Source organism: Vibrio azureus, from assembly GCF_002849855.1.
GTDB classification, from domain to species: Bacteria; Pseudomonadota; Gammaproteobacteria; order Enterobacterales; family Vibrionaceae; genus Vibrio; species Vibrio azureus.
Genome location: NZ_CP018616.1, coordinates 883,930 through 896,847 on the forward strand (window position 1 = coordinate 883,930; position 12,918 = coordinate 896,847).

The 12,918-nt window shown below is 44.3% G+C and carries 11 protein-coding genes; 9 read left to right on the forward strand and 2 right to left on the reverse strand.

Features of this window, described 5'->3' with window-relative positions; translation table 11 throughout:
* Positions 1-385: 385 nt before the first annotated feature.
* From sdhC to sucD, 8 genes are all read left to right on the forward strand, one after another.
* Complete coding sequence (gene sdhC, locus BS333_RS04265; RefSeq protein WP_021709637.1) at positions 386-778, forward strand: succinate dehydrogenase cytochrome b556 subunit; 393 nt, start codon at positions 386-388, stop codon at positions 776-778.
* On the forward strand, positions 772-1,116 hold the full coding sequence (gene sdhD / locus BS333_RS04270; protein WP_021709638.1) for a succinate dehydrogenase, hydrophobic membrane anchor protein: 345 nt from the start codon (positions 772-774) through the stop codon (positions 1,114-1,116). Before sdhC ends, sdhD begins: the two co-directional genes overlap by 7 nt.
* A complete protein-coding gene (gene sdhA, locus BS333_RS04275) occupies positions 1,117-2,883 on the forward strand; it encodes a succinate dehydrogenase flavoprotein subunit (RefSeq protein WP_021709639.1) in 1,767 nt (588 codons plus the stop codon).
* 15 nt (positions 2,884-2,898) lie between these two features.
* Positions 2,899-3,609, forward strand: coding sequence for a succinate dehydrogenase iron-sulfur subunit (locus tag BS333_RS04280; RefSeq protein ID WP_033003704.1), 711 nt, complete (start codon positions 2,899-2,901; stop codon positions 3,607-3,609).
* A gap of 90 nt (positions 3,610-3,699) precedes the next feature.
* A complete protein-coding gene (gene sucA, locus BS333_RS04285) occupies positions 3,700-6,531 on the forward strand; it encodes a 2-oxoglutarate dehydrogenase E1 component (protein ID WP_021709641.1) in 2,832 nt (943 codons plus the stop codon).
* A gap of 21 nt (positions 6,532-6,552) precedes the next feature.
* Positions 6,553-7,755 carry a 2-oxoglutarate dehydrogenase complex dihydrolipoyllysine-residue succinyltransferase gene (odhB, locus tag BS333_RS04290; RefSeq protein WP_021709642.1) on the forward strand — a complete coding sequence of 401 codons (1,203 nt, stop codon included), beginning with the start codon at positions 6,553-6,555 and terminating at the stop codon, positions 7,753-7,755.
* Positions 7,756-7,960: 205 nt separating this feature from the next.
* The gene (gene sucC / locus BS333_RS04295; protein WP_021709643.1) at positions 7,961-9,127 is read left to right on the forward strand and encodes an ADP-forming succinate--CoA ligase subunit beta; all 1,167 of its coding nucleotides are present in this window, start codon (positions 7,961-7,963) and stop codon (positions 9,125-9,127) included.
* Positions 9,127-9,999, forward strand: coding sequence for a succinate--CoA ligase subunit alpha (sucD, locus tag BS333_RS04300; protein ID WP_021709644.1), 873 nt, complete (start codon positions 9,127-9,129; stop codon positions 9,997-9,999). Before sucC ends, sucD begins: the two co-directional genes overlap by 1 nt.
* Before the next feature lie 182 nt (positions 10,000-10,181).
* On the opposite strand, the gene znuB is transcribed toward sucD, so the two are convergent.
* Positions 10,182-10,967: a zinc ABC transporter permease subunit ZnuB gene (gene znuB, locus BS333_RS04305; protein ID WP_021709645.1), complete on the reverse strand. Its 786-nt coding sequence runs from the start codon at positions 10,965-10,967 to the stop codon at positions 10,182-10,184.
* Positions 10,960-11,745 (reverse strand): zinc ABC transporter ATP-binding protein ZnuC, encoded by a 786-nt coding sequence (gene znuC / locus BS333_RS04310; RefSeq protein WP_021709646.1) that lies wholly within the window; start codon positions 11,743-11,745, stop codon positions 10,960-10,962. The genes znuB and znuC overlap by 8 nt, the downstream gene beginning before the upstream one ends.
* Positions 11,746-11,823: 78 nt before the next feature.
* Here znuC and znuA point away from each other — a divergent pair, with 78 nt between their 5' ends.
* Complete coding sequence (gene znuA / locus BS333_RS04315) at positions 11,824-12,747, forward strand: zinc ABC transporter substrate-binding protein ZnuA (RefSeq protein ID WP_021709647.1); 924 nt, start codon at positions 11,824-11,826, stop codon at positions 12,745-12,747.
* Positions 12,748-12,918: the final 171 nt, after the last annotated feature.

Consider the following 12,918-nt stretch of genomic DNA (forward strand, 5'->3'; position numbering starts at 1 on the left):
GTTTATTATTTAATCCATCCAGGATGTTTATGTGCCATTTTTGTACTGTTGTTAAAGCTTAATGTCAATTCTTCTCGATTTTTGTGTGCACATGTTATGATTTTTCTCATGAAAATCGTTAAAAATCTGTGCTGTGTAGCATTATTTGTTACATCAATTGTATTAGAATGTTGCTGGTCGTATATTGACACAGAAGATTTTAGTCAAATCCTTATGAATAGAGGGGGCTAGGAACAAAAGTGAGGTTTGTTTTTAGGTTCTTCCCGTTAGTATTTTTTAAACAATTATCTGTCGCTTGAATGGTTGGTTTTTGTTAAATAAATGTTAACTTTTGTGCGTTTGGAAGCTGAAATTGGTTATAACAATAAATGCTTAATGGAGCTGAGTGAGCAAGCCCGTGAAAGAAAGAAAGTCAAGACCTGTTAATTTAGATTTACAGACTATCCGCTTTCCCATCACAGCTATAGCGTCAATTCTACACCGAGTCTCTGGTGTAATTACGTTTGTTGCGGTGGGTATATTACTTTGGTTACTGTCTATTTCCCTGTCATCCCCTGTAGGGTTCATGGAAGCTGCAAATATCGTTGATGGCTTTGTAGTGAAGTTTATCTTGTGGGCCATTCTGACTGCACTTGCGTATCACATTGCAGGAGGTATACGTCACCTCCTGATGGATCTAGGTCATTTTGAAGAGCTAGAGTCAGGAGCAATGAGTGCGAAAGTTGCTTTTGCTGCAACCGCAGTATTATCAGTATTGGCAGGAATTTTAGTATGGTAAAACACGTTTCTTCATTTGGTCGTAATGGCGTTCATGATTTCTTATTGATACGTGCGTCAGCAATCATTATGACCCTATACACGATTTATTTGGTTAGCTTTTGTGCTTTCTCTGATATCTCTTACGCATCATGGACTCAGTTTTTCGGTGGTACATTCACTAAGATCTTCACCATGTTGGCTCTTGTTTCTGTTCTGATCCACGCCTGGATTGGTATGTGGCAAGTATTCACTGACTATATCAAGTGCACAATATTACGTGGTGCGCTTCAACTTGGTGTTATCGCTGTACTATTCGGCTATGTCTTCTCTGGTCTATTTATTTTGTGGGGTGCGTAAGTGTCTATTCCAGTTCGTGAATTTGATGCCGTAGTAATCGGCGCTGGTGGTGCAGGCATGCGTGCGGCACTGCAAATCTCAGAGCAAGGCTTGTCCTGTGCTTTGTTGTCTAAAGTATTTCCAACTCGTTCTCATACTGTTTCTGCCCAAGGCGGAATCACGGTTGCACTTGGCAACTCACACAAGGATGATTGGCAATGGCACATGTACGATACCGTGAAAGGTTCAGACTACATCGGTGATCAGGATGCCATTGAATACATGTGTAAAAATGGCCCAGAGTCAGTCATTGAGCTTGAAAAGATGGGCCTACCATTTTCTCGCTTTGAGAACGGCTCTATTTACCAACGTCCGTTTGGTGGCCAATCGAAAGAATTTGGTGGTGAGCAAGCGGCTCGTACTGCTGCTGCGGCAGACCGTACTGGTCACGCACTGCTTCATACGCTTTACCAACAAAATGTGAAACACAAAACAACCATCTTCTCTGAGTGGTACGCACTCGACTTGGTGAAAAACCAAGATGGCGCGATCATGGGCTGTACTGCTATCTGTATGGAAACGGGCGAGATTTGTTACTTCAAATCGAAAGCAACTATCCTAGCAACAGGTGGCGCAGGTCGTATTTACGCCTCTACAACGAACGCTCACATCAATACTGGTGACGGTGTTGGTATGGCGCTGCGTGCAGGTGTTCCAATGCAAGACATGGAAATGTGGCAGTTCCACCCAACGGGTATCGCTGGCGCAGGTGTTCTTGTTACTGAAGGTTGTCGTGGTGAAGGTGGTTACCTTCTAAATAAAGACGGCGAGCGCTTTATGGAGCGTTATGCACCAAACGCGAAAGATCTCGCAGGTCGTGATGTCGTTGCGCGTTCAATGATGATTGAAATCCGAGAAGGTCGTGGTTGTGATGGCCCTTGGGGTCCACACATCAAACTAAAACTGGATCACCTTGGTAAAGATGTTCTTGAATCTCGTCTACCTGGTATCTGTGAACTTTCACGTACCTTTGCGCACGTGGATCCAGTGAAAGAGCCAATTCCAGTTATTCCAACGTGTCACTACATGATGGGTGGTGTTCCAACTCAGGTTTCTGGTCAAGCAATTAAGCAGACTACTGATGGCCGAGACGTTGAAGTTCAAGGTCTATACGCTTGTGGTGAGATCGCTTCGGTATCAGTACACGGTGCAAACCGTCTGGGTGGTAACTCGCTGCTTGATCTCGTGGTATTTGGTCGTGCAACGGGTCTACACCTTGGTGAAACCTTGGCTGCACAATCTGAAGCTCGCCCTGCAACCGAATCTGACATTGAAGCTTCTCTAGCACGTACTATGCGTTGGGAGAACAGCAAAGGCGGTGAAGACCCAGTTCAAATCCGTAAAGATCTACAATCTTGCATGCAAAACAACTTCTCGGTCTTCCGTGAAGGCGATGCAATGGCAACAGGCCTAGAAGAGCTAAAAGTGATTCGTGAGCGCCTACAAAATGCCCACCTTGCTGATAAGTCTTCTGAATTCAACACGCAGCGTATTGAGTGTCTAGAGCTGGATAACCTGATGGAAACAGCCTTCTCTACAGCTGTAGCAGCGAACTACCGTACAGAAAGCCGTGGTGCGCATGCTCGTTCTGATTTCACAGAACGTGATGACGAAAACTGGCTATGTCACTCAATCTACAACCCGGAAACAGAAGCAATGACAAAGCGTGACGTTAATATGTCACCTGTACATCGTGAAGCTTTCCCGCCAAAAGTACGTACATATTAAAGGGAGGATATGACAATGAAATTAAACTTCTCTTTATACCGTTACAATCCGGATGTAGATACGAAACCTTATATGAAAGAGTACACCCTTGAAGTCGAGGAAGGCTCTGACATGATGGTGCTAGATGCGCTGATTTTACTCAAAGAGCAAGATCCAAGCATTTCTTTCCGTCGTTCTTGTCGTGAGGGTGTATGTGGTTCTGACGGTCTTAATATGAATGGTAAGAATGGCTTGGCATGTATCACGCCTCTTTCTGCGCTAAAAGGCAGTAAGATTGTTATTCGTCCACTACCTGGTTTACCTGTTGTTCGCGATCTGATTGTTGATATGACTCAGTTCTATGACAACTACGCGAAGGTAAAACCATTTTTGATTGATGATGGTGCACTACCGCCTTCTCGTGAGAATTTACAATCACCAGATGAGCGTGCTCATTTAGATGGTCTGTACGAATGTATTATGTGTGCATGTTGTACGACTTCTTGTCCATCATTCTGGTGGAATCCGGATAAATTTATTGGTCCAGCAGGCTTACTTGCTGCATACCGTTGGTTAATCGATAGCCGTGATACAGCAACAAATGAACGCTTGTCTGATCTTGATGATGCATTTAGCGTTTTTCGTTGCCATGGCATCATGAATTGTGTAAGTGTTTGTCCTAAGGGGCTTAACCCTACAAAAGCCATCGGTCATATTAAGTCGATGCTGATCAATCGTTCTATATAATTGATAACAAAAATTGCCAGCCGGAATCGGCTGGCTTAATAGCTCGGCGAAGACCGAAGCAAACGTGAAAACTACTGGTTAAGGGAAAATATGCACAACGGCGTGATGAAGGCATGGCTCGAGTCTTCACACTTGGCTGGCGCCAATGCAACATATGTAGAGGACCTCTACGAACTGTATCTAAGTGATCCAGATTTGGTAAGTGAGGAATGGAAACGTGTATTCGATGAGTTACCTAAGAGCTCAGAAGAAGTGGCTGAACAGCCGCATTCACGTGTCCGAGATTACTTCCGACGACTCGCTCAAGAAACAAAGCATTACAGTGTCCAAGTTAGTGACCCAGATGTCGACGCTAAACAAGTAAAAGTTCTACAGCTAATTAATGCCTACCGCTTTCGCGGACATGAAGCAGCAGAGCTTGATCCTTTAGGTTTATGGTTACGCCCGCCCGTGGCTGAGCTAGATCCAGCATTCCATAACCTTACTCAAGATGATTTTGAAGAAACTTTTAACGTAGGTTCTTTGGCCATTGGTCAAGATACCATGAAGTTAAAAGACATTTATTCTGCTCTAAAGAAAACCTACTGTGGTTCGATTGGTGCGGAATACATGCACATGACAGATACAGAGCAAAAACGTTGGATTCAACAACGTTTAGAATCTGTAGTCGGTCAACCTTCTTTTAATCAAGATGAAAAACGTACTTTCCTTGAAGAGCTTACGGCAGCTGAAGGTTTAGAGCGTTACTTGGGAGCGAAATTCCCAGGTGCTAAGCGATTCTCATTGGAAGGTGGTGATGCCATGATTCCAATGACGAAAGAATTGATTCGTCATGCGGGTAAAAACGGCATGCGCGAAGTCGTTATTGGTATGGCGCACCGTGGACGCTTGAACATGTTAGTCAACGTTCTCGGTAAAAGACCACAAGACTTATTCGATGAGTTTGCAGGAAAACACGATGATACGTGGGGTACTGGTGATGTGAAATATCACCAAGGCTTCTCTGCTGACTTTGCAACGCCGGGTGGGGATGTTCACCTAGCGCTCGCATTTAACCCTTCTCACTTAGAGATTGTGAACCCAGTGGTGATTGGTTCCGTGCGTGCACGCCAAGATCGCCTAGGGGACCACGATGGCAGCCGCGTTTTACCAATTACTATTCATGGTGATTCGGCGATTGCTGGTCAGGGTGTGGTCGCTGAGACATTTAATATGTCCTTAGCTCGTGGTTTCTGTGTTGGTGGTACGGTACGCATTGTTGTCAACAACCAAGTTGGTTTCACGACTTCGAATCCTCGCGATACCCGTTCGACCATGTACTGTACCGACATCGCGAAGATGGTACAGGCACCAATTTTCCACGTTAATGCGGACGATCCAGAAGCCGTTGCATTTGTTACACGCATCGCATTGGATTATCGTAACGAGTTCAAACGTGATGTTGTGATTGACTTGGTATGTTACCGTCGTCATGGTCATAACGAAGCGGATGAGCCGAATGCGACGCAACCGTTGATGTATCAAAAAATCAAAAAGCACCCAACGCCACGTAAGCTTTATGCGGATGTCCTGATTGATAAGAACGAATCAGACATTGAAACAGCGACTCAGCTTGTTAATGAATATCGTGATGCACTGGACAAAGGTGAAGTTGTTGTTAAAGAGTGGCGTCCAATGGCATTACACTCTGTTGACTGGTCACCATACCTTGGGCATGACTGGGATACCGCGTGGGACAGTACTTTTGATCAGAAACGTTTGAAAGAACTTGGACAACGTGTCATTCAGCACCCTGAGAGTCACAAGCTTCAGAGCCGTGTAAACAAGTTGTACAACGATCGTGCCGCGATGGTCAGCGGAGAGAAACCTGTCGACTGGGGTATGGCCGAAACACTGGCTTACGCTACCTTAGTTGATGATGGTAAACGTATCCGTATCTCAGGACAGGATGCGGGCCGTGGAACTTTCTTCCACCGCCATTCAGTACTCCACAACCAAATCGATGCGAGTACATTCATCCCATTGGCTAACATTCACGATAAACAAGGCCCTTTCCAAGTCTTCGACTCTGTGCTTTCAGAAGAAGCCGTGCTGGCGTTTGAATACGGTTACGCAACCGCTGAACCAAGTGGTTTGACCATATGGGAAGCGCAGTTTGGTGATTTTGCTAATGGCGCTCAAGTTGTGATCGATCAGTTCATTTCTTCCGGTGAGCAAAAATGGGCGCGTTTGTGTGGTTTAACGATGTTACTTCCTCATGGTTATGAAGGCCAAGGCCCAGAGCACTCTTCTGCACGTTTAGAGCGTTACCTGCAATTGTGTGCTGAGCAAAATATGCAAGTTGTGGTTCCATCAACGCCAGCGCAGGTTTATCACATGATACGCCGCCAAGTGGTGCGTCCGATGCGTAGACCTCTGATTGTGATGTCGCCTAAGTCATTACTACGTCATCCTTTGTGTACATCTTCATTAGAAGAGCTTTCTGATGGTACTTTCCAGCCTGCGATCCCAGAAATCGACAGCTTGGATCCGAGCAAAGTGAAACGTGTTGTTTTCTGTTCAGGTAAAGTCTATTTCGATCTACTTGAACAACGTCGCAATAACGAGCAAGAAGACGTCGCGATTGTGCGTATCGAGCAACTTTACCCGTTCCCTCTGGAAGAAGTTCAGTCAGCTATTGCTTCTTACACGAATGTGGAAGACTTTGTTTGGTGTCAAGAAGAACCACAAAACCAAGGTGCTTGGTACTGTAGTCAGCATAATTTCCGTGCAGCGATTCCTACTGGCGCTGACCTTAAATATGCAGGCCGACCAGCTTCAGCTTCGCCAGCAGTCGGTTACATGTCGGTACACTTGAAACAACAAAAAGCGTTGGTTGAAGACGCGCTAAATGTGAATACAAAAACTTCGAATAAGAACTAGAAGTAAAAGGAAGAAATAAATATGACAATTGAAATTCTGGTTCCAGATTTACCTGAATCAGTTGCCGATGCAACCGTAGCAACATGGCATAAACAACCAGGTGACGCTGTAGAGCGTGATGAGATCTTGGTTGATATTGAAACCGATAAAGTTGTGCTTGAAGTACCCGCTCCGGAAGCCGGTGTTTTAGAAGCCATTCTTGAAGAAGATGGAGCGACTGTTCTATCTAAACAATTGATTGCAAGACTTAAGCCTGGTGCTGTTGCTGGAGAACCAACAGTAGACACAACAGAAGATAAGGCGGCATCTCCTGATAAACGCCATAAAGCGGCACTTACTGAAGAAAGTAACGATGCACTCAGCCCAGCTGTTCGTCGTCTTCTAGCCGAACATGGTTTAGATGCTGCGCAAGTTAAAGGAACGGGCGTTGGTGGTCGTATCACTCGTGAAGATATCGAAGCTCATTTAGCATCGAAAAAATCAGCACCAAAAGCTGAAGCGCCTGTTCAAGCACCAGCGGCAGCTCGTAGCCAGAAGCGCGTTCCGATGACACGTCTACGTAAAACAGTAGCGAATCGCCTGCTTGAAGCGAAAAATAACACAGCAATGCTGACGACCTTCAACGAAGTGAACATGAAGCCAATCATGGATCTGCGTAAGCAATACAAAGATCAATTCGAAGAGCGTCATGGTACTCGTCTTGGTTTCATGTCTTTCTATGTGAAAGCAGTAACTGAAGCACTGAAACGTTACCCAGAAGTCAACGCGTCTATCGACGGTGATGATATTGTTTACCACAACTACTTCGACATCAGCATGGCGGTTTCTACACCGCGTGGCCTAGTGACCCCAGTACTAAAAGATTGTGACACTCTTGGCTTTGCTGATATCGAAAAAGGCATCAAAGAGCTGGCTATCAAAGGCCGTGATGGCAAATTGACCGTTGATGAGTTGATGGGTGGTAACTTTACTATCACAAATGGTGGTGTATTTGGTTCATTGATGTCGACGCCAATCATTAACCCACCACAATCGGCTATCTTGGGTATGCATAAGATTCAAGAGCGTCCTATGGCTGTGGATGGTAAGGTAGAAATTCTGCCAATGATGTACTTGGCTCTTTCTTACGATCACCGCTTAATTGACGGCCGAGAGTCTGTTGGTTTCCTAGTGACGATTAAAGAGTTATTGGAAGATCCAGCACGTCTATTGCTAGACGTTTAATCTTGATAGGTACCGAGCTGTGTAGGATAGCTCGGTGCTTACCTCAACTTGGGCTAGCTTGATTTCTTCTTTCTAGCCTTCATTTCACTGAAGCACTGAGACACTCAGTGAACCGTGATTTGAAAAGACCCTACAGATATACCGCATTTAATGTGGTTTTATGGAAATAATAAATCCCTCAAGGGAAAACAAACGGAATATCAAAATGAATTTGCATGAATATCAAGCCAAACAGCTGTTTGCAGAGTTCGGGCTACCTGTACCTGAAGGTTATGCCTGTAATACACCTCAAGAAGCGTTTGAAGCGGCAGGCCGTATTAGCACCGACAAAAAAGTTGTTAAGTGCCAAGTACATGCCGGTGGCCGTGGTAAAGCGGGTGGTGTTGAGCTTCATGATACCAAAGATGGTGTAAAAGAATTCGCTCAAAAATGGCTAGGTAAAAATTTGGTGACATACCAAACTGACGCCAATGGCCAACCAGTCACTAAAATCCTTGTAGAAGAAGCATCGAATATTGCCAACGAGCTTTACCTTGGCGCGGTCGTGGATCGTGCAACGCGTAAAATCGTGTTTATGGCTTCTACTGAAGGTGGTGTAGAAATTGAAAAAGTGGCGGAAGAAACGCCAGAATTAATCCACAAAGCAGCGATCGACCCTCTTGTTGGCCCACAGGCTTACCAAGGTCGTGAACTCGCATTTAAGCTTGGTCTTAAAGGCGATCAAATCAAACAATTTGTTAAGATCTTCTTGGGTCTTGGTAAAATGTTCTCTCAATACGACCTTGCACTACTAGAGATCAACCCACTCGTTATTACGGGAGAGGGGGATTTATTGTGCCTAGACGGTAAGATCAATATTGATTCAAATGCTCTTTATCGTCAGCCTAAGCTTCGTGATATGCACGACTCTTCACAAGAAGACGAGCGTGAAGCGCATGCCGCTCAGTGGGAATTGAACTACGTGGCGCTTGATGGCAATGTTGGCTGTATGGTTAATGGCGCAGGCCTAGCGATGGGGACAATGGATATTGTGAACCTTCACGGTGGTAAGCCAGCAAACTTCTTAGATGTAGGTGGTGGTGCAACCAAAGAGCGTGTAGCTGAAGCATTTAAGATTATTCTATCGGATGACAACGTTAAAGCGGTATTGGTGAATATCTTCGGCGGTATTGTTCGTTGTGACATGATTGCTGATGGCATTATCGGTGCTGTTAAAGAAGTGGGTGTAAACGTCCCTGTTGTTGTTCGTTTAGAGGGAACTAACGCCGATCGTGGCCGTGAGGTTCTTGCTAATTCTGATGTTGATATCATTGCTGCAGAGTCGCTAACAGACGCTGCTCAGAAAGTTGTTGCTGCTGCGGAGGCGAAATAATGTCTGTATTAATTAACAAAGACACCAAAGTAATCTGTCAGGGCTTCACTGGTGGTCAAGGTACTTTCCACTCTGAGCAAGCGATTGCATACGGTACACAAATGGTGGGTGGCGTTTCTCCGGGTAAAGGCGGTCAAATGCATCTTGGTCTACCAGTTTTTAATACTGTGCGTGAAGCAGTGGAAGTAACGGGTGCCACGGCAACCGTTATCTACGTACCTGCACCATTCTGTAAAGATGCGATCCTAGAAGCGATTGATGCTGGCATTGAGCTTATCGTCACAATTACGGAAGGCATCCCGACCATGGATATGATCGATGTGAAAGTTAAGTTGGAAGAGACTGGCGTTCGCATGATTGGTCCTAACTGCCCGGGTGTTATTACTCCTGATGAGTGTAAGATCGGCATCATGCCTGGTCATATCCATAAAAAAGGTAAAGTTGGTATCGTTTCTCGCTCTGGTACACTTACGTACGAAGCGGTTAAGCAAACAACGGATGAAGGCTTTGGCCAATCAACGTGTGTAGGCATTGGTGGTGACCCAATCCCTGGTTCAAACTTTATCGATATTCTGAAGCTTTTCCAAGAAGACCCAGAAACTGAAGCCATTGTTATGATTGGTGAAATTGGTGGTACAGCGGAAGAAGAAGCGGCCGCGTACATCAAGGAACACGTCACTAAACCGGTTGTTTCTTATATTGCTGGCGTGACGGCACCTCCAGGTAAGCGAATGGGCCATGCAGGTGCCATTATCTCTGGTGGTAAAGGAACCGCTGAAGATAAATTCGCCGCTCTAGAGGCCGCGGGTGTTAAGACAGTAAAATCTTTAGCCGAGATTGGACAAGGTCTGCGTGAAGTAACGGGTTGGTAAATAGCCACATCTGCAAATATCGGTATTTGCCAATACTCAGTTAAAACGTAAAAGCCTGCATAGTTTGCAGGCTTTTTAGTGCGTTTAAGCTGTTGGCTTTATACTTATTAACTTATTAACTTATTAACTTATTAACTTATTAACTTATTAACTTATTAACTTATTAACGATAGAAAATAGCCCTAAGTTCTGCGTCGAATAAATTGGCTTAACATGAATAAGCTGGTTGCACTTATAACCACAGATGGGCCCGCTGGAGTATCAAAATTCCATGACAAGCTTAACCCCATCAAGACCGAAATAGAGCCAATAATGGAGGCAATCAAAGCCATTTGCTCCGGAGAAGATGAGACTTTTCTAGCGCTCGCTGCGGGAATAATTAATAAAGATGTCATGATTAATGCCCCGACAAATTTCATGCCCACGGCAATCACAATGCCGACCATCAGCATAAGAACTAAGCGAACTAAGTCGATATTGACGCCTTCTACTGCGGCTAGCTCTTCACTGACTGTACTGGATAGTAGTGGCCGCCAGAACACAAATAAGCAGGTGCCAATAGTCACAACACCGGCATAGATGAAAATTAAATCTTGTGGTGACACCGCCAGTAAGTCGCCAAAGAGATAACTCATCAAGTCTACTCGAACGTTGTCGAGAAAGCTGACAGAAACTAAGCCGATCGAAAGGGAGCTGTGAGCTAAAATACCCAGTAGTGTATCGGTTGCGACCACCTGCTGTTTCTGCAATGTGACAAGAACCACAGCCAATATCAAGCAGCACACGAGCAATGCCAAGTATAGGTTAACGTTAAGTAGAAAGCCTAAAGCGAGACCCATAAGAGAGGCATGAGCAAGGGTATCTCCGAAATAGGCCATTCTACGCCAAACGACAAATGAGCCAAGTGGACCAGAGATGATAGCGATACCAAGGCCAGCCAGAATTGAGGGAAGTAAAAATTCAATCATGGTGATGATGTCCGTGTGAATGATCTGCACAAGAATTTGCATCCCCTGAAACGGGAGAGCCCGCTAAATCATGGTGATGTGCGTGGTCATGATGGTAGAAGGCTAAAGATTCTCTGGTCGCATTACCAAACAGTGCAATGTATGAAGGGTGCTGGGTGATGTCGGCGGGTGAACCAGAGCAGCAAACATGATGATGCAAACAAATGACTTCATCTGTTTTTGCCATAACTAGGTGCAGGTCGTGAGAGACCATAAAAATACCGCACTCGAATCGATGGCGAATGCTTTCAATTAAATCATATAGATCAATTTGGCCTTGGATATCAACACCTTGAGCAGGCTCGTCTAGAACTAATAGTTCAGGACGCTGCAGCAGAGCTCGAGCCAGAAGTACGCGCTGACACTCTCCACCAGATAAGCAGTGCATATTGTTATGAATTAAGTGTTCCGCTCCTACGAGTTTTAAGGCATCTAGACACTCTTGCTGACTGTACTTACCCGCCAAGTTTAAAAAACGCAGAACATTTAAAGGTAAAGTTTCATTGAGTGTTAGCTTTTGTGGGACGTAACCAATTTTTAGCTTTGGTTGTTTGCGCAAGTTGCCAGATGAGGGTTTTTGTAGGCCTAAAATAACCTTAACTAAAGTGGATTTTCCAGCGCCGTTTGGGCCGATGAGAGTGGTGATTTTACCCTTTACTAAGTCTATGTTTATATTATCAAGAACTCTTCGACCGTCGAATTCTACGCACAGTTTTTCTAGGCGGACTAATGAAGACATGAATGAAACTCATTTGCAAATTGATAATGTTATAATGTAACATTATGCCATTGTCCAGCCAAGATCCCAAGTAAAACGATGAAAAGACCAATTTTATTTGCCCTAGTAAGCCTTATAGCAGCATTGCCAGCTCATGCTGTGAATGTTGTAACCAGCATTAAGCCGATCCAAATGATCACCAATGAACTCACCAAAGGCATTACTGAACCTGATGTTATTGTTCAAAATAATGCTTCACCTCATGATTATGCTTTGCGCCCTTCCGATATTAAAAAGGTGGTGAAGGCCGATTTAGTACTTTGGTATGGTGAAGATCTGGAAGGCTTTCTAGAGAAAGTTCTCGAAAATAGAAGTAACGTATTGACCATTAGTCAGATTCCAGGACTAGCATTGCGTAAATTTGAGCATGAAGAGCATGAAGAGCATGAAGAGCATGAAGAGCATGAAGAGAATGAGCATGAGCATGAAGGCCACCACCATGGTATTTATGACCCACATTTTTGGTTAGGTGTTAAAACGACAGGCCAAGTTGCTGAGGTTATTGCTCATAAACTTGCTGAAATTGATAGTGATAATGCAGAAATATATTTGACTAACCTTAAAGAGTTCGAAGATGAACTTCATGCAACCGATCAGATGATTATGCAACAGTTGAGTCCTATCCAAGATGCGGGCTACTTTGTATTTCACGATGCTTATGGCTATTTTGAGCAGCGTTATGGCTTGAACCAAGTTGGGCGCTTCACAGTATCGCCAGAGCGTAAACCGGGAGCAAAAACTCTTAATGAAATACACCAAAAATTGACACAAGGAAATGGGATGTGTGTTTTTGCAGAGCCGCAGTTTACTCCTCAAGTTCTTGAAAGTGTTATGCGCGGTAGTAACGCCAAGTTAGGTTCATTAGATCCACTAGGCTCAGATATTGAAGTGAAACAGGGTAGCTACTTTGCTTTTCTTAGAGGAATGGCATCGAATTTTAGTCAATGTTTGAGTAACAAGTAACATAAATGTTGCTTGTTACCATAAGCAACCTATGGATTACGTGATCCAGTAAAAAAAATGAAAACCTTTGCAGGAGTAACCCTGTTTTCTTAGTGGAATTAAGATAAGATATCCTGATAATTAGTGATTTAAAATAGTTAGTTTAAATGATAATTTAATTATTTTAGATAT

Excerpts from the sequence above, each read along its gene's own strand:
- sdhD (WP_021709638.1), top strand. The coding sequence starts at position 772 with ATGGTAAAACACGTTTCTTCATTTGGTCGTAATGGCGTTCATGATTTC.
- BS333_RS04280 (WP_033003704.1), top strand. The coding sequence starts at position 2,899 with ATGAAATTAAACTTCTCTTTATACCGTTACAATCCGGATGTAGATACG.
- sucA (WP_021709641.1), top strand. The coding sequence starts at position 3,700 with ATGCACAACGGCGTGATGAAGGCATGGCTCGAGTCTTCACACTTGGCT.
- odhB (WP_021709642.1), top strand. The coding sequence starts at position 6,553 with ATGACAATTGAAATTCTGGTTCCAGATTTACCTGAATCAGTTGCCGAT.
- sucC (WP_021709643.1), top strand. The coding sequence starts at position 7,961 with ATGAATTTGCATGAATATCAAGCCAAACAGCTGTTTGCAGAGTTCGGG.
- sucD (WP_021709644.1), top strand. The coding sequence starts at position 9,127 with ATGTCTGTATTAATTAACAAAGACACCAAAGTAATCTGTCAGGGCTTC.
- znuB (WP_021709645.1), bottom strand. The coding sequence starts at position 10,967 with ATGATTGAATTTTTACTTCCCTCAATTCTGGCTGGCCTTGGTATCGCT.
- znuC (WP_021709646.1), bottom strand. The coding sequence starts at position 11,745 with ATGTCTTCATTAGTCCGCCTAGAAAAACTGTGCGTAGAATTCGACGGT.
- znuA (WP_021709647.1), top strand. The coding sequence starts at position 11,824 with ATGAAAAGACCAATTTTATTTGCCCTAGTAAGCCTTATAGCAGCATTG.